General features: G+C 40.9%; 15 protein-coding genes. 9 read left to right on the top strand and 6 right to left on the bottom strand.

Annotated features, from left to right (window positions below; genetic code table 11):
• Nucleotides 1-376 precede the first annotated feature (376 nt).
• Entirely contained in the window at nt 377-1,255 is an 879-nt protein-coding gene (gene fabD, locus TOL9009_RS0120770) for an ACP S-malonyltransferase (RefSeq protein WP_029634479.1), read from the top strand.
• A gap of 138 nt (nt 1,256-1,393) precedes the next feature.
• Here the strand turns inward: fabD and TOL9009_RS0120765 are convergent, their stop codons facing one another.
• Together TOL9009_RS0120765 and TOL9009_RS39920 are read right to left on the bottom strand one after the other, a co-directional pair.
• Complete coding sequence (locus TOL9009_RS0120765; RefSeq protein WP_051502972.1) at nt 1,394-2,695, bottom strand: hybrid sensor histidine kinase/response regulator; 1,302 nt, start codon at nt 2,693-2,695, stop codon at nt 1,394-1,396.
• 76 nt (nt 2,696-2,771) lie between these two features.
• Nucleotides 2,772-5,171 carry a hybrid sensor histidine kinase/response regulator gene (locus tag TOL9009_RS39920; RefSeq protein ID WP_038296485.1) on the bottom strand — a complete coding sequence of 800 codons (2,400 nt, stop codon included), beginning with the start codon at nt 5,169-5,171 and terminating at the stop codon, nt 2,772-2,774.
• Nucleotides 5,172-5,228: 57 nt separating this feature from the next.
• Here TOL9009_RS39920 and TOL9009_RS48475 point away from each other — a divergent pair, with 57 nt between their 5' ends.
• The 6 genes from TOL9009_RS48475 to TOL9009_RS0120730 all read left to right on the top strand — a co-directional run bounded on the left by TOL9009_RS48475 (nt 5,229) and on the right by TOL9009_RS0120730 (nt 9,620).
• Entirely contained in the window at nt 5,229-5,471 is a 243-nt protein-coding gene (locus TOL9009_RS48475; protein ID WP_144238295.1) for a hypothetical protein, read from the top strand.
• Between the two features lie 56 nt (nt 5,472-5,527).
• Nucleotides 5,528-6,829 (top strand): RNA-guided endonuclease IscB, encoded by a 1,302-nt coding sequence (gene iscB / locus TOL9009_RS0120750; RefSeq protein ID WP_029634476.1) that lies wholly within the window; start codon nt 5,528-5,530, stop codon nt 6,827-6,829.
• A 54-nt stretch (nt 6,830-6,883) separates the two neighbouring features.
• On the top strand, nt 6,884-7,522 hold the full coding sequence (locus tag TOL9009_RS0120745) for a lysophospholipid acyltransferase family protein (RefSeq protein WP_029634475.1): 639 nt from the start codon (nt 6,884-6,886) through the stop codon (nt 7,520-7,522).
• A gap of 104 nt (nt 7,523-7,626) precedes the next feature.
• Nucleotides 7,627-8,655 carry an AI-2E family transporter gene (locus tag TOL9009_RS0120740; RefSeq protein WP_029634474.1) on the top strand — a complete coding sequence of 343 codons (1,029 nt, stop codon included), beginning with the start codon at nt 7,627-7,629 and terminating at the stop codon, nt 8,653-8,655.
• Between the two features lie 246 nt (nt 8,656-8,901).
• Nucleotides 8,902-9,198: a DUF2288 domain-containing protein gene (locus TOL9009_RS0120735; RefSeq protein WP_029634473.1), complete on the top strand. Its 297-nt coding sequence runs from the start codon at nt 8,902-8,904 to the stop codon at nt 9,196-9,198.
• Nucleotides 9,199-9,209: 11 nt separating this feature from the next.
• Nucleotides 9,210-9,620, top strand: a complete 411-nt coding sequence (locus TOL9009_RS0120730) for a hypothetical protein (RefSeq protein ID WP_029634472.1) — start codon at nt 9,210-9,212, stop codon at nt 9,618-9,620.
• Between the two features lie 11 nt (nt 9,621-9,631).
• Here the strand turns inward: TOL9009_RS0120730 and TOL9009_RS0120725 are convergent, their stop codons facing one another.
• Together TOL9009_RS0120725 and TOL9009_RS0120720 are read right to left on the bottom strand one after the other, a co-directional pair.
• Nucleotides 9,632-10,162: a YdcF family protein gene (locus TOL9009_RS0120725; protein WP_029634471.1), complete on the bottom strand. Its 531-nt coding sequence runs from the start codon at nt 10,160-10,162 to the stop codon at nt 9,632-9,634.
• A gap of 605 nt (nt 10,163-10,767) precedes the next feature.
• Nucleotides 10,768-11,865 (bottom strand): tocopherol cyclase family protein, encoded by a 1,098-nt coding sequence (locus tag TOL9009_RS0120720; RefSeq protein WP_029634470.1) that lies wholly within the window; start codon nt 11,863-11,865, stop codon nt 10,768-10,770.
• A 35-nt stretch (nt 11,866-11,900) separates the two neighbouring features.
• Here TOL9009_RS0120720 and TOL9009_RS0120715 point away from each other — a divergent pair, with 35 nt between their 5' ends.
• Nucleotides 11,901-12,509, top strand: a complete 609-nt coding sequence (locus TOL9009_RS0120715; RefSeq protein ID WP_029634469.1) for a J domain-containing protein — start codon at nt 11,901-11,903, stop codon at nt 12,507-12,509.
• A 97-nt stretch (nt 12,510-12,606) separates the two neighbouring features.
• Complete coding sequence (locus tag TOL9009_RS0120710) at nt 12,607-13,521, top strand: WD40 repeat domain-containing protein (protein ID WP_038296483.1); 915 nt, start codon at nt 12,607-12,609, stop codon at nt 13,519-13,521.
• Between the two features lie 921 nt (nt 13,522-14,442).
• Here the strand turns inward: TOL9009_RS0120710 and trxA are convergent.
• Together trxA and TOL9009_RS0120700 are read right to left on the bottom strand one after the other, a co-directional pair.
• Nucleotides 14,443-14,790, bottom strand: a complete 348-nt coding sequence (gene trxA, locus TOL9009_RS0120705; protein WP_029634467.1) for a thioredoxin — start codon at nt 14,788-14,790, stop codon at nt 14,443-14,445.
• A 559-nt stretch (nt 14,791-15,349) separates the two neighbouring features.
• Nucleotides 15,350-16,180 carry a metallophosphoesterase gene (locus TOL9009_RS0120700; protein WP_029634466.1) on the bottom strand — a complete coding sequence of 277 codons (831 nt, stop codon included), beginning with the start codon at nt 16,178-16,180 and terminating at the stop codon, nt 15,350-15,352.
• Nucleotides 16,181-16,411: the final 231 nt, after the last annotated feature.

Raw genomic sequence — 16,411 nt, 5'->3', positions numbered from 1 at the left:
CTCTGGCTTCGGTGCCGGACTCACTTGGGGGGCAGCAATTTTTCAATGGGGAAGATAAAAATTTGTTGGTTGATAGTTGTTAGTTGTTAGTGGGCATAGGGCATTGGGCATTGGGAATTTCCTATGATATCATGTCCGGGTAATTAGTTATGATTCCCATAGTCATTGCACCCCACCCCGATCAGCCCCTCCCCGCTAGGGGGGAGGGGAGACAAAGCGTAGCTTTGGCGGGGTGGGGTTCTTGGGGTGAGCGTAAGTAATCAAACGGACATGATATGAGTCCCTTTGCCCTTTTCCTCTCTTCAAATTCTCACTAACCACTAACCACCAACCACTATCCACCATCCACCATCCACTAACAAAATACGACAAATCGATGACTAAAACCGCATGGGTGTTTCCCGGACAAGGTTCTCAAGCAGTAGGAATGGGAACCGACTTATTAGATTTACCATCCGCTCAAGATAAATTTGCCCAAGCCGAAGAAATTTTGGGCTGGTCTGTGACGGAAATCTGTAAAAATGAAGAAAAGTTATCAACTACACTTTATACTCAGCCATGTCTTTACGTAGTCGAGAGCATTCTCGCTGACATTCTCCAAGAAAGAGGACACAAACCAGATTTACTTGCCGGTCATAGTTTGGGAGAATATATTGCCTTTTACGTCGCTGGAGTTTTTGAATGGTCTGCGGGGTTGCGGTTGGTGAAGCGTCGTGCTGAATTGATGGATAGTGCGGCAGGTGGTATGATGGCAGCTTTGATGAACTTTGACCGCGAACAGTTAGAACAAGCGATCGCCCAAACCCCCGATGTAGTGCTAGCAAATGATAATAGTGCCACACAAGTTGTAATCTCCGGCACACCGGACGCAGTACAAACAGTCATGTCCCAAGTTAAGGCAAAGCGTGCTATCCCTCTAAAAGTTTCTGGAGCATTTCACTCACCCTTAATGGCACCTGCATCTGCCGAATTTCAACAAGTTTTAGAAGCTGTGGAATTTAAACCAGCTATTGTACCAGTATTATCTAATGTAGAACCAGTTCCCTGTGTTGATGCCGAAATTTTAAAGCAACGTCTAATTAAACAAATGACTGGTTCGGTACGTTGGCGAGAAATTTCTCTACTTTTTCCCGTTAACGGCATTGAGCGAGTAGTAGAAATTGGTCCGGGTAACGTGCTAACTAATTTAATTAAACGCATTTGCCCTGACTTAATCTTACAAAATGTCCGTGGTATAACTGAATTGCTAGCTTAACTAATTGTTAACCTTGACGGTTTATACAAAGAAGCTTTGTAAGCAGGTAGGTGTAAATAAACATAACTTATTTCTGTCATTGCGTTCTTTTTGACTTTTGACTTTTGTACATCGGTATTACGTTGTGCAGATTCTAATTTATCGGATAGGTAATTCAATCACAAACTCTGTGCCTTCACCTTGTATTGAATGGCAAGTTAGTTTGCCGTGATGATTATTAACTACAATTTGGTAAGCAATAGATAAACCTAGCCCTGTTCCTTTACCTATAGCTTTTGTGGTGTAGAAAGCATCGAATATTTTTGTCTGGTCTGCTTCGCTGATTCCTGAGCCATTGTCTGCAATTCGGAGAATAACTCCTTCTGCAATTACCTCAGTTTTAATCCGAATCAAACCATGATAATTGGAAATTTCCTCAAAGTTTTGATTCTTTTGTATTTCTTCAATTGCATCGATCGCATTGCCAATCAAATTCATAAAAACCTGATTTAGTTCCCCTGGATAGCATTCAATAAGTGGCAATTCTCCATATTCTTTGCTTAATTGGATTGCCGGACGATGAGCATTTCTTTTAAGTCGATGCCCAACAATGAGTAGCGTAGTTTCTAACCCTTCATGCAGGTTAGCCCGTTTCTTCCCGGCTTCTCCTTGTCGAGAAAACTTGTTCAAAGATGACACAATTTCTGTAACGCGATCTGTACCCAGTTGCATAGATTGAATAATTTGGGATAAATCATTTAACAAATAGCTGATATCTGTTGTTTTAATAGCATTTTGAATTTCCGCAGGTGGGTCTGGCACATACTTTTGATATAACTTGAGTAAATTAACAACCTCTTGGAAATACTGTTCAATAAAATTTAAGTTGCCAGCGATAAAACTGATAGGATTATTTACTTCATGGGCAATTCCTGCTGTCATTTGACCCAAGGTTGCTACCTTTTCTGCTTGGATCAGTTGGATTTGAGTCTGTTGTAATTCGGCGTTTTTGGCAATCAAGGTTTTTGTCAAATTTCTCAGCTTCAGTTGATGCTCTATTCGCACCAAGACCTCTTCATACTGAAAAGGTTTAGTAATATAATCTACGGCTCCCAATCTCAATCCTTTCACTTTATCAGCAGTATCGGAAAGAGCAGTCATAAAAATAATCGGAATATCCTGGACACGAGGATTGCTTTCGCTTTTTAGGTGTTTACAAGTTTCAAACCCATCAATACCAGGCATCATCACATCAAGCAAAATTAAATCAGGTAAATTATCATTATCTAATCTCTGAATAGCTTTTTCACCACTGCGAGCTGCCCAAACTTCAAAGTTAGATTGATCCAAAAAGCTCGATAAAACTTGTAAGTTGGCAGGGTTATCGTCAACGACTAAAATAATTCCTCTGGCAGGATCGCGATTCAGAGAATTCTTTGAATCGCCTATCGTTGTTGTCATGGTGTTTCTACCTCAATATGAGTCACGTTGCTTCCCTCCGAATTCAAAATTTACAATCCCCATATATTTACAGGAATCAATCCTTTTCTTTTTCAGTTAAAAAATTGAGGATTAAATCTTCATCAAACTGCCTCGCTAATTGCCGCAATTGGTGAGCAAAGGGATCGAATTTTGTGTCTGTTTCCTCTAGTTGATCTGCCCATTTGAGAATGGCATTGAAGTTACCTTTAGTGGCTAAAATCACCAGTTCCCGCAATATATCGGCAGAAGGAGAAGTCAATTTATCATGTGTTGTAGCCGAAGAGTTGATTCTTTGTTTCTCATACTGAGAGTGCTGGTAAATCCATGCCAAACCTAAGTGGGACTCTAATTGATGCAGTAATTCATCTGCTTGTACAGGTTTGCTCAAAAAGGTGTCACCTCCTGCTTCCAAACTGCGACGTTGGTCGGTTTCAAAGACACTAGCGGAAGAGACGATTATCTTGACATCCTGAATATCTGGGGTATGACGCAGGTATTGAATCAATTCAAACCCATCCATTTCTGGCATAATCAAATCTGTAATCACCAGTTCTGGTTTCAAAGCGATCGCTTTTTCTAAAGCTTCTTGACCGTTGATAGCTTCAACCACATTGAAACCCAATGGTTGCAGTAAATTTGTAATTACTGTGCGATTCTCCCAGCGATCGTCCACCATCAGGATGGTGCGGGGGCTACCTTCAAAGCCTATGATTTGTCTCTTTGATGCAACCATATCAGACTGTATGCATTCACTCGCTTCGGCGATCGCAATTTCAAACCAGAAAGTACTACCCTGACCGATCTGACTTTTAACCTGGATATCGCTACCCATCATCTGCACCAACTGCCGAGTAATAGCTAAACCCAGCCCCGTCCCTTCTATCTGCCGCTTTTTCTCACCTACTTGTTCAAATGGCAAAAAAATCTTGCCCAATTCGGTTGGAGTTATCCCAATTCCTGTATCTTCCACACTAAAGGAAATGCGATATTTCACCGTCTGCCCATCAGCAGGAAGTTGATCGATTACCTCAACCTTGAAACTAACCTTACCCTCATCCGTAAATTTGATGGCGTTTCCCAGCAAATTCAAGAGAACTTGACGTAACCTTTTGACATCGACATGAACCCCTGTGGGTAAGTTGCTTGCGAGTTTATAGACAAATAAAATGCCCTTTTGTTCTGCCCGAATCTGGCAAATTTCCACAATACCCTGTAAAAAAGACGGTAAATGCACATCTTGAGGATGCAATTCCAGTTTTCGCGCTTCAATTTTGGAAAGATCCAAAATATCATTAATTAAAGTCAGCAGATGAGAGCCACATTGTTCAATAATGTTTACATGATATTGCTCTGGTTCTGGCAAACCTTTGGAACGTAGCAAAATTTGAGCGCAACCCAAAATACCATTTAAGGGTGTTCGCAATTCATGGCTCATGTTGGCTAAAAATTCGCTTTTAGCACGATTTGCGGTATCAGCCGTTGCTTTGGACTTTTTCAGTTGAGCTTGTTCAAAGGCTTGTACCTGCCACAAGACAGTGATCATCGTCACTGTCAACCCACCCACAATTAGGGCTACAAAATCGAGGAATTTTAGCCGAGATTCAATATTTTGGCGCGGAATTACCAAAGCCACAGACCAATTAGCTTCTCGCAACGGCAGATAAGCAACATACTTTTTGGTGCCGTCAATTTCCATCAATTTAATTCCCCGTTGTTTGTTTACCATCCGTTGTGCGATCGCATTTAAATTGCGATCTGGAATTTTCAACAAACTGGGTGCAGGTTTTTCTACTATTGACATTAACGTTGAGTTGGGATGGACGATCGCTTCTCCTTGGGAATTGAGAGCAAATGCATAGCTGTTCTTGCCGTAGTGCAGGGAGTTGACCACCTCAGAAATGTGATCGACTTTAACATTGCCGTGGAAGACGCCAATAGGAGAATTTGACCAGATCGGGGTGGCGATCGCAATTAAAGGAATGCCTGTGGAACGACTGATAAAGGGATCAGAAACGTTGCTTTTTCCAGCTAGTGCTTTTTGAAAGAAGTCTCGATCCTTAATATTCTTATTTGACCGACCAACCTTAGTATTAGAAAACGAACCATCCGGGGTAACTATTTGGAAAAAGAAAAATTCATCGATCCGCTTAACTTCTGACTTTAAATAGGGTTCTGCCACAGACCAGTCTAATGAGCGTACAGTTGATGTGTGAGCAAGGGTTTGCACCTCCACTTTGCGAACATGCAACCACTCCTCAATTTCATCAACCCCTCTCTGTACCTCTAAAAAAGCTTTTCCTCTCAAGTCTTCTAGGGTTATTTTTCGAGCAGCTTCATAGCTAAAATAAGCAGAAATACTCACAATCAGAGTAGTGCCGCCAAGAATAAATCGAATCAGCAAATTGCGCGAGGAATGCATTTTGCTGTCAAATGGGCTGGAATTGCCTTCTATCACAGGGTTCACCCTCTAAACAATAGATTTGGTAAGCAAAAAAAAAGGGCTATATTTAGATTGCCCAAAAAATTATTCATAATCGCAGCCTTCCAGGTAACTAACTTTAACAATCAAAAGTGGTGGCTATTCACCAAACAGTGGACAAAGCGCAAGCCTTCTAGCTCTGAAACTGGACAGATAGCCAGCTTAAGCGAAAGCTACGTTTTGAGGGTCACGAAACCTATGGGTGCTTTCCAGCTTGTAGCTCTTTCATCAACCGTTAAACATCCCTATTTGGTTAAAGAAGTGCGGTTGATCTAACAAGCCCTCAAAACTTTAGCGAGGAAAACCTAACCCCAGTAATGGGAGGACAATCAATGTCTAATTTTGTTTTTGTAATTGACACTAACTTCCAACCATTGAACCCAGTACCACCGGGACAAGCTAGGCGATTGTTAAAAGCAAAACAAGCTGCTGTGTATCGTCGCTATCCGTTCACAATCATCCTAAAATATGCGGTTCCAATCCCTGATACAGACCCATATCGGTTAAAAATAGATCCAGGTTCCAAAACCACTGGACTAGCGATTGTACAGGGTGAGAAAGTAATCTGGGGTGCTGAGTTAGCGCACCGTGGGCAACAAATCAAAAATGATTTAGAGTCGCGTCGCGCTATCCGTCGCAGTCGTCGTAACCGCAAAACCCGTTACCGGAAACCCAGATTTCTAAACCGCACTCGCCAAAAAGGTTGGTTAGCACCAAGCCTTAATTCTAGAGTTGAAAACATCTTAACTTGGGTCAATCGCATAACCCGATATGTGCCAATTACAGGCATATCCCAAGAGTTGGTTAAATTCGATCTGGCTGCAATGCAGAATCCGGAAATATCCGGCAAGGAATACCAACAAGGGGAACTTGCAGGCTACGAGGTCAGGGAGTATTTACTTGAGAAATGGGGCAGAAAGTGCGCTTATTGTGGCGTTGAAAATGTACCGTTTGAAGTTGAACATATTCACCCAAAATCAAGGGGAGGAAGCGACAGAATTTCAAACCTTACGATTGCTTGCCATGCTTGCAATCAAGTTAAGGGAAACAGAGATGTTAAGGATTTCTTAGCTAAAAAACCTGACATTTTATCTCGTATTTTGAGGCAAGCCAAGCTTCCGCTCAAAGATGCGGCGGCGGTTAATTCTACTCGTTGGGCATTGTTTAACAGATTGAAAGAGACGGGCTTGCCAGTAGAAACCGGGACGGGTGGTAGGACAAAATACAATCGTGTCCGGCTTAACTTGCCTAAAGCGCATTGGCTAGATGCTGCCTGTGTGGGGAATGTAGAAAGCCTGCAAATGCTTACTTCTGCGCCCTTGTTGATTGCCGCTAAAGGGTGGGGGAATCGTCAAATGTGTACAACCAATCAATATGGCTTTCCGGTTCGTCATCGAACACGCTGCAAGACTTTCTTTGGTTTTCAGACTGGCGACATGGTACGGGCAATCCTCCCCACCGGGAAGTTTGCAGGTGTTCATGTTGGCAGGCTAACAGTTCGAGAAAGTGGCGTGTTTGAGATGAAAACACCGACAAGTAAGGTTAGCCCAGTCCGTCACAAATACTGTAAATCAATTCACCGTAATGATGAGTATATGTATACGTTTTCCACAAATGTTCACGCTCTTCCGTGACTAGAGGCATACCGATCGCTTATCCTTAATTCTGTCCGATTTCAATTATCTTCTGTGAGCAAAAGTCGCGAACCGTTTATCAGTCTGGCACTTTACCACACCTTTAAGTGGTCTATCGTCAGCCCTATGCTTTACACTTACTTTCAAGGTAAAGTTTATGATGCCCAAAACGTCCCCAAAACTGGACCAGTGGTGATAGTCAGCAATCATGCGAGTAACTACGACCCCCCAATTGTTTCTAATTGTGTCGGTCGTCCTGTAGCATATATGGCTAAGGAAGAATTATTTAAAATCCCGATTTTACGGACTGTGATTAAATTATTTGGTGCTTATCCGGTAAGTCGGGGAACTGCCGATCGCGCTGCTATTCGTTCAGCTTTAGAGTATCTTGAAAATGGCTGGGCTGTGGGTGTATTTTTAGAAGGTACGCGCACCCCAGATGGACGCATTACAGACCCCAAACGAGGTGCTGCACTCCTAGCTGCCAAGGCAAAAGCACCACTATTACCTGTATCTTTGTGGGGTAGTGAGAAAATTGAGGTCAAAGGTTCGGCGATACCTCATGCAGTTCCTATCTCTGTCAGAATTGGCAAGTTGATTGATGCACCTAGTTCTACTAATAAAGAGGAATTAGAGGCGATAACGCAACAGTGTACAACAGCGATTAATGATTTGCATTTGTTAGGGCGATAAGTTGAGATTATTAAAAAAAATATGCTTAAGGGAGGTAGCGATCGCCTTAGTTGTTTTGAGACTATAACCTCATCATACTTTTCCTTAACAGCATATGAGCCGCAATGAAAGTCAATAATCTTTGGCAGCGATTAAATAATCTCGCATTAGTTCGCTTTTTACTTTTAGTTGCTTCTGGCTGGGCTGTTACACAACTTTTAGCTTACTTTGAAACGGTCATTGTTATTTTCACATTTGCAGCAATTTTGGCTTTTTTACTCAGCTATCCTGTTAGGTGGCTGCGGCATTTTTTGCCTCACGGTATAGCGGTTATTTTTGTCTTTTTGCTCAGTATTGTGTTTATTGGAGGTTTAGCAATCACTGTAGGTTTAGCCGTTTTATCTCAAGGGCAACAATTAATTGAGAGTGTAACTGCCTTTTTAAATTCTTTAATACCTTTTGTCGAACAACTTGAAGAATTTCTGCGTAACCGCAATTTGCAGATAGATTTAAGTGTAATTGAAGAACAATTGCGAAATCAAGCAATATCAATGCTTGTCACAAGTTTGACTATTTTCCAAAGTTTCATTACTAATTTTGTGACTTTCATATTAATTGCTGTTGTCGGTTTTTTTATGCTTCTTGATGGCGAAAAACTTTGGGATCTTATCTTAAAAGTAGTACCTAGCGAGCGACGCGCTAGATTTACAAGGATAATCAGACGCAGCTTTTTAGGTTTTTTTCGCGGTCAGTTGATATTAACTTTGTTTTTATCAGCTTCTAGTTTCATTATTTTCTCTTTGTTAAAAGTACCTTTTGCTTTAATTTTGTCAGTGATAGTAGGTTTACTTGACATTATTCCGGGGATAGGAGCTACATTAGGAGTTGGTGTAATTACTTTGATTGTGCTGTCTCAAAGTGTTTGGCTAGCACTCAAAGTATTAGTAGCGTGTATTATCCTTCAGCAAATACAAGACAATTTGATTTCGCCAAGAATTATGCAAGATGCGCTGAATCTTAATCCGGTGGTAGTATTTTTTGCTTTGCTTGTAGGTGCTAGAGTAGCTGGTTTACTAGGAATTTTTATCTCTATTCCAATTGCTGGAGTAATAGTTTCTTTATTTGAAATTGACGAGATGAAAGCAGAGGTTTAGTTAAAAGTTAGGAGTTAGGAGTTAGGAGTTAGGAGTTAGGAGTTAGGAGTTAGGAGTTAGGAGTTAGGAGTTAGATAGAGACGCTTCTGAGTGGAACGTCTGTAGGAAGAATAGACATCTCCAGAAAAGACGTAAAGACGTTCCGTCGGAACGTCTCTACAAGGGTTTCGGGCAACGCATAATTAATTTTTACTCCTATGTCTAATAAGGTAAAATGCTTTTTAAGCAGAGAAAAACTGGGCAGTTATGCAAGATTTAAGAACTGAATTAACCCAAATCCTAGATGAGGCTGAGTGGGAGTGGATAATTCCTCACGTACAGCGTGATGCGGTAATATTAGTCCCAATTGAATTAGACTTGCTCAATGTCGGAATCGCGATCGCTAGCGATAACGCTCCCCAAGTGCAGCAATGGATTGATCAACAATTGCTTACTAAACCCTCTGTTACACAAATTGGCGAATGGAATGGCGATCGCACAAAGCTATTTTTAACTTTGATTGTACAGCCATACGTTCTCATTCAAGAAAAAGCCACCCCATAAGCTTCTACTATATGAAAACCATCATTGCCATCTTAGCGACTTTGCTAATTGCCACCACACCAGCTACAGCTCAACGTTCCAAAATTGACACCCCAATGTCTCCTCGAATTACCATCAGTGAACGGTGTCAGCAGTTACAGATAAACTGTAGCAAATCTGAAGTATTAGAAGTAGGACGTAGGGTACAACAGTTGTACTTCAGCCGATACAATCGAAAACCACCCCAAAAACAAGGCGTAAACATCTATACCACTACTGACAGTAACCTGATTGACCAAGCGATAGTTAATCAGTTAGCAACTGAAAACGAAAAGCTACGCAAAGAATTGCAATCACAAAACAAGTTAAAAGTTAAAAGAAGTAGTCCTACAGCATACTTTATGAAAAATAAAATAAATATTTTTTCGAGGATTATCCTTTAACTTTTAAGTTATCACCGCTTATTTTTTGCTTCATCGGCGCCTGTGTAGCCAGTTGTCATCCAAACCAAAGCTCTAGCACCATCGCGCACTGATTTTTCAATTGGTTCAGGCGATCGCTCAGAAGGAACGGACACTGGTTTAAATATAATACCCCGACTACCTAAAACAATCTCGCCAATCACACAGGCGCGGCGCATATGATAATCTGATGTAATCAAATACACACTCTTAATACCGCGTTTTTGCAAATCATCCACCAACGTGGTAAAATTTGTAACTGTATCTACCGCTTCATAGTCCAGGTGTAAACGTCGGGGATCAACTCCGGCTTTGGCAAACACTTTTTCAGTAGTCTTTTTTGGGCTACCACCAGTGATCCAAATTGGTAAATTTGGATTCTTCCGGGCAAAATCTGCTGTAAACTTCTCTCGTTCTAATCTCGCAGTCGAACCACCCAGAACTAAGACCGCTTGGGGTTGTACAACTTGGCTTTTAACTTCCTTGTATCCCAACCACATGAACAGCGGTAGGGCAATAATCATACATCGAAATGATTTATTTGTAAAAAGTAATTTATTCAAGGTTCTATTACTTCGTCTGTTCAGAGAATTTTCTCTAATGAAGAAAAAACAATTAAATTATTTTGGGTAGCATTTTCAAAAAACTACCCAAATATGAACTTAGATAATTTATCGCAAAAACCCACGCTTGTCGTGAGTTTTGCAATATCCTACCGTGTATCGAACCATCTATAAAGAAAGTTCGACTAGTTTATTCATTTAATTGTTTCCAGACGACGGGACTGGCCAGGCTCGAACCGGCGACCTAGCGCTTCAGATTTGTGTGAGTTTCCCCACTCTCCGGACTATACCTTCACCATAGGCTTTTTAGCCTTTAGGCGGTGGCTTACTAGTCTCTACACCTTCCTGAGTCGAACTTGTAATATTGCTTTGTCGTTTCGATTCAGGCTTGGCTCGGTATTCCCTTGAAGTGTCAGCACTTTGCTAGATATACTCTTTAGGGTTCACCGAATTTAACCACATTCACTCATAAAGTTTCCTTCATGGTGCCCGATTATTCAGGAGGCGCTCGCTCTATCCATCTGAGCTACAGCCCCAAAAAACTGCTATGTAGAATTATAGCAGTTTTAGCTAGATTGCCACGAATTGTCCCAAGAACCGCCGCCTACTTCTAATCCACAGAGAAAACTATGTGCTTTCAGGATTGTTTTGGATTTTGTTCCACTTACTTCGCGTAACTCTAAATCGAGTTTTCCTTGCATGGTGTCCCGACAACAGAATATCAAACCGTTGGCAGTAGGCGCACGCAACGGTGTACCTGGTAGATGCGTAGTCCCAGTTAATTCAATTTCATAATTTAAGTTTCGCGCTTGCATTTGCCATCTACCCCAAGGCTGAATATTCCAAGAAACTTGTGAATTCCAAGGAACAAATTCATAAAACTTATCTTGATAATGCAAACCAATCATCGCCACAGATTCCATCCACCACAGCACACCGCGTCTTCCACCACCAGCGGTTAATGCTAAGTCGGGTTCAGAATCAAAGCTATTACAATTTAACCAAAACCATTTTTGCGGAAAAGCACCGCCCCAATTTTTTTCGCTGTAAGCTGGGGCATCGGTGAATTCGTAGATTTTACCATTCCAGTCAATCCAACCGGAAGCCTTACCGTGAGCCATCAAAATTTGCCATCCCGGTTCAAATATCGGCAAAAAGGAGATTATGCCTGCGGTAGATTGTTGTAATTGTCCTTTATTTCCCCAGCCATATACTGGTTTAATTTCATACTGCCAACGGCAATAATTTCCGGTTGCCGGATCGCGAATTATTCCTTGATTTAATGTGGCTGTAGCTTGATAACCTTCTTGAATATAGCGATCGAACTCTGCTGGAAACAGATAAAGGGGTTGACTTTGTAAATCAGTTCTGCCCCAATGACCTAAAGCCAAGACATCGTTTTTTGCCCAAAATTTATTAACATCTGGAAAAGTCCGCAACAAATATTCATCATTGGGACCGAGGACTTGTGCAGCACCACCGCTGTGGGGTTTCCCACCAATGGGGTCTTCGATAGAGTACATAAAAGCGAAGGTTTGCTCAATTTCTGGTATGGTTACGCGATAATACCAACCTTCAAAGAAGCGTCTGCTACCACGATCCCAATGATAGCCACTGTGTGGGGTTTGAGTTGACTTAAAAGGATTTGTGGAAATAGATAACATAGATTTACACATGTGTTTATTTCCCAGTATGCCCGATGTCTGACGATAACCCCCTAACGCATCTACGTCTGGATATTCATCATGCTTATGAAATTCTTGGTTTAAAAGCTGGTGTATCTCACAAAGAAGTGAAGCAAGCTTACCGCAAGCTTGTTAAAGTTTGGCATCCAGATCGTTTTTTTGTTCAAAAGGAAAAGCAGAAAGCTGAGGAAAGAATTAAAGAAATTAACGAAGCTTACAATCAATTAAAGTATTATCAGCCGATCGCGGCAAATAAATCTTCGCCACTTAATGATACAGAAATTCACATTCATCGCTTTGATGCGGAGGCATTCTATGAATTGGGAAGGGAGAATGTCAGGAAAAAAATGTATCAAGAAGCGATCGCTAATTTTACCCACGCTATTCGCCTGAATCCCAAATATATTAAAGCATACAAATATCGGGGGCTAATTTGTTCCGAGCTTGGATATGAGTATAGAGCCACTGCCGATTTAAATAAAGCGGCAGAGTTGGAATGGGAATTAAAATACCCAGGTGTAAAATTTACACCATCACCAAAATCTGTATCAAAGCGTGTATCACTTAAACATCGATTTTGTCAGAAGATAAAAAAGTTACTGCGGTTTAGGCAAAAGTCCTAGATCCCCGACTTCTCAAAGAAGTCGGGGATCTAGTTTCGTTAGATATTAACATGTATGATGTAATACTTGTTTTTAAGTAAGCTTGTGACTCATTTTTATGCAAGACTTTATATTTGTACGTACTCTCAAAGGGCATTCAGATAAGGTTACATCCGTTGCCTTCAGCGCTGATGGGCAAATATTAGCTAGCGGCAGTGGAGATAAAACCGTCAAAATTTGGCACTTGGCAAAAAACGAACCCGAAACTCTCAAGGGACACGGAGAATCCTCTTGGTCTGGGGGTGTTAATTCAGTGGCTTTTAGCCCCGATAGCAAGAAATTAGCCAGTGCTAGTGATGACAAAACTGTTAAATTGTGGGATGTGCTTACCGCAAAAGAAATTTGCACCTTCACTGGACATGAAGAAAAAGTTTGCTGTGTTGCCTTTAGTCGAGATGGAAAGACTTTAGTTAGTGGTAGTAAAGACAAAACAATCAAACTTTGGTCATTAGACACACAAAAAGAAATACACACCCTAAAGATGCATTCAGATGACGTTTTATGCGTTGCTTTCAGTCCCGATGGCAAGATTTTAGCCAGTGGTGGTGCTGGTAATGACAAAACAATCAAACTATGGGATTTGGCTAAACAAAAAGTTTTAACCCTCAAAGGTCATTCTGACTGGTTTGGGGGGATAAATTCCATTGCCTTCAGTCCAAAACGCAAGATTTTAGCCAGCGGTAGTAAAGACAAGACTATCAAGCTATGGCAGGTGGATACAGGCAAGGAAATCTGCACTCTAACTGGACATGACAATGATGTTTCTTCTGTGGCTTTCAGTCCAAATGGCAAAATTTTAGCTAGTGGTAGCAAAGACAAGACTATCAAGCTATGGCAGGTGGATACAGGCAAGGAATTCTATACTTTTACAGGATCTGAAGATGCGGTGTATTCGGTTGTCTTTAGTCCAGATGGTAAAACGCTTGCTAGTGGCAGTGGAGATAAAACTATTACGCTATTGCCTTGTGAGTGAGGCTGTCATGACTAAGTAAGTGGAGGAAATTAAATGTAAAATACTCTCCTGGTTCGTAGTGAGCGGTTTACCGCTCGTTGGTGAGGATTTTAACGGCTGAAGCCGTTACTACGTTAAGGAGCGTTTATTTATGCCCATCTACTTAATATTCCCTGACTCTTGAGGAAAGCAAGTTGCCCAAATTTTAAGAAAGATTTCGCAATTGTTGCGATAAGTTAATGGTAATGAAGTTTGGTAATATAACAGTTGCGCTTGGGAAGAGTAATGCTAACTTAATAAGCAGGTACAGAGAAGTTAAAAACTTCAACGAAAAACCCTTCAGATTAGAGCCTGTGCCTCCTGCTCTAATGTCCTCGCAATAACTGCTCGATTGTCGTATCCTCAAAACGTGTTTTAGCCTTAAATTAATATAAAGTAATTTTGGAGGTTTTTGAACGCATAGCCAAAAATGCCTGCCTAGTTGGAATGAAGGATGCACAATTGTTGAGTATCGTGTGTTGCGAGTCTTGTCCACATTAGTTGAGTTATTTACCTCTGATTTTTTACTCTTCTCAATCTATTAAATCGCTTATAAACCGCCCAAGCTGCTGATATCTATCCATCGTAGCTTTGGGCGGTTTAGTCTATTGGAATGAGTGGATAGTGGATAACTAGTAACGGGACTTAAAGAAAAATTAAGCCAAAATGTAGCTCAAACTAGCTTTATAAGCGGCAAACACGTCACGGTTGAAGGTCAAGCAATCGAAAAATCGACAAGACATACAGCAGATTTCAGGTAAATGATGTACATGCGTAAAATCCAAAAACCTGTAGAGACGTTCCGTCGGAACGTCTCTACGTGTATTTAATCACAACCCAATCTGCTGTATTATTAAATAAGCGATCGCCCACAAGTAATTAATTTTGTTTAATCACTTACCGCTACTCTTTAACAAGCTTCAAATGTTTGTCAATAGCGCTGCTGAATTGTTCGTAAGAAGAAACTCCTACAATTGTTTCTGCTAAGGAACCATCAAAGAAAATTAAAACCGCTGGAATGCTGCGAAGACCGAATTTTTTGAACATCGGCTTGTTTTTATCCACGTCTACCTTAACAACCTTGGCACGACCTTTGTATTCCTGGGCAAGCTGATCCATTAATGGACTAATGAGACGACAAGGACCACACCAAGTAGCTGTAAAGTCAACAATAACAACTTTTTCTTCAATTAAAAGAGCATCAAATTCGCTTTCTTGAATGTAAGTAACTATGTCAGTTTCTGTAGACATTTTTTAATTCCTTAATATCAAACTAAAATTTCAGTAAGAAGGTGACTCTACAAACTATATACTATAAGCGATCGCCTGGTCTATTATGGTTGGCGGTGCTGTTGCGTGTGCGATCGCTTTGCTTGCTCTAAATTATTGTTGTGCCTTGCCAGTAATAAAATTAAAGAGCCACTATGCACCAAAGTACGTTTTACGATCGTTGTTCATCATCTCAACAAAAGAGCGATCGCAGCTCTACTTAAAGTAACGCAAGGAGCTTTAAGCAAGTGGACTCGTTGAATGAAGAATCCCCTCGGCTTCAGCCAGGGGAGTGTCAAAATGACTATTACTGTTTAATTGTTAACTCTTGATTTTTTTGAGGAATTTATTTTTTGTAATTCCCTAACAACCATCAACTAATACCAATTCTTTATGAGGCTGCGCTTAATAACCCGACGAGTAAACTCGCGGCTAAACGAACGAAGCCCACCTGCGTGGGCTAAATTAGGCGCATCTTCACACAGAAATGGTATAACAACCATCAACCATCAACTATCAACCATCAACTAACAACCATCAACTAACTAATAAGCGTAATTACAGTAACTTCTGGTGGACAAAATAAGCGTCCTGGGAAATAAGTTCCTAAGCCGCGATTGACGTATAATTGATTTTCTCCTAGACGATGAAAGCCTTGTGCCCATTCCCAATATCGGACTACTTTAGAACAGTCTCCGCGCAAAAATGGCACCCAACGGCGCAGTTTTTTGGGAAGTAATTTTAGAAACTTTTTATAATAAACTATTACTGGACCAAAACCAGGAATGACGATGTGACCACCATGAGTATGACCCGATAGTTGCAAGTCTACTCGCCATTGTTGTAATATCTTGGCTGTGTCTGGATTGTGGGATAAGACGATGCGCGGTGTTGCAGAATCTATTTGATTCATCACTGATGCGGGATTAAATTCTCGTGACCAATAATCGGCTAGTCCTACTATTGGTAATTCTTTTCCTAATGGATAGGCAATTTCATTCCAAAGAACATGAATGCCGATGCTATTTAATGCGGTGGTAATTTCTGTTTTGGATTTGTTGTAATGTATATCGTGGTTGCCTAGTACGGCATAAATACCACAACGACTTTGCAGATGTTTGAGTCGATGTACGAGTTGATGAATTGGGGTAGGATCGTCAGTTACGAAGTCCCCAGTTAATACAACTAAATCGGGTTCGGCTTCGTTGCTGAGTGCGATCGCATTTTCTAACATTTCTTCACTTAACCGCAAACCATCGTAGTGAAAATCTGACAATTGCACTAGTTTTGTGCCTTGTAAAGATGTTGGAAGTCCCCCTATCTTTATGGTCAGGTTATCTATACTTAAAGGTCCTGTTAACAACCAATGCATAGCGCTACAGACTCTCCTCATATTAGCGCTTATAGCTTACCAAAATTTAAATTATTATTTGTTAATTGTTAGTTGTTGGTTGTTAGTTGTTGGTTGTTGGGGGTTGGTTGTTGGTTGAAGCTTAACAGTTATCCACTATCCACCATCCACTAACCCTCTAAGAGGGTGTTTATAAAATAAATCTTAAGCAGTTGAGCAACGATGATTACGGGCTAATCGACGTAACATCAG

The organism is [Scytonema hofmanni] UTEX 2349 (genome assembly GCF_000582685.1).
Lineage (GTDB): Bacteria > Cyanobacteriota > Cyanobacteriia > Cyanobacteriales > Nostocaceae > Hassallia > Hassallia hofmanni.
The sequence above is the reverse complement of the archived record's forward strand: the minus strand, read 5'-3'. Positions and strand labels throughout refer to the sequence as shown.

Coding starts and splice junctions, on each gene's coding strand:
- TOL9009_RS0120765 (WP_051502972.1), bottom strand. CDS start 2,695: ATGACAACAACGATAGGCGATTCAAAGAATTCTCTGAATCGCGATCCT.
- iscB (WP_029634476.1), top strand. CDS start 5,528: ATGTCTAATTTTGTTTTTGTAATTGACACTAACTTCCAACCATTGAAC.
- TOL9009_RS0120710 (WP_038296483.1), top strand. CDS start 12,607: ATGCAAGACTTTATATTTGTACGTACTCTCAAAGGGCATTCAGATAAG.
- TOL9009_RS0120715 (WP_029634469.1), top strand. CDS start 11,901: ATGTCTGACGATAACCCCCTAACGCATCTACGTCTGGATATTCATCAT.
- TOL9009_RS0120725 (WP_029634471.1), bottom strand. CDS start 10,162: ATGATTATTGCCCTACCGCTGTTCATGTGGTTGGGATACAAGGAAGTT.
- TOL9009_RS0120735 (WP_029634473.1), top strand. CDS start 8,902: ATGCAAGATTTAAGAACTGAATTAACCCAAATCCTAGATGAGGCTGAG.
- TOL9009_RS0120730 (WP_029634472.1), top strand. CDS start 9,210: ATGAAAACCATCATTGCCATCTTAGCGACTTTGCTAATTGCCACCACA.
- fabD (WP_029634479.1), top strand. CDS start 377: ATGACTAAAACCGCATGGGTGTTTCCCGGACAAGGTTCTCAAGCAGTA.
- TOL9009_RS0120700 (WP_029634466.1), bottom strand. CDS start 16,180: ATGCATTGGTTGTTAACAGGACCTTTAAGTATAGATAACCTGACCATA.
- trxA (WP_029634467.1), bottom strand. CDS start 14,790: ATGTCTACAGAAACTGACATAGTTACTTACATTCAAGAAAGCGAATTT.
- TOL9009_RS0120740 (WP_029634474.1), top strand. CDS start 7,627: ATGAAAGTCAATAATCTTTGGCAGCGATTAAATAATCTCGCATTAGTT.
- TOL9009_RS0120720 (WP_029634470.1), bottom strand. CDS start 11,865: ATGTTATCTATTTCCACAAATCCTTTTAAGTCAACTCAAACCCCACAC.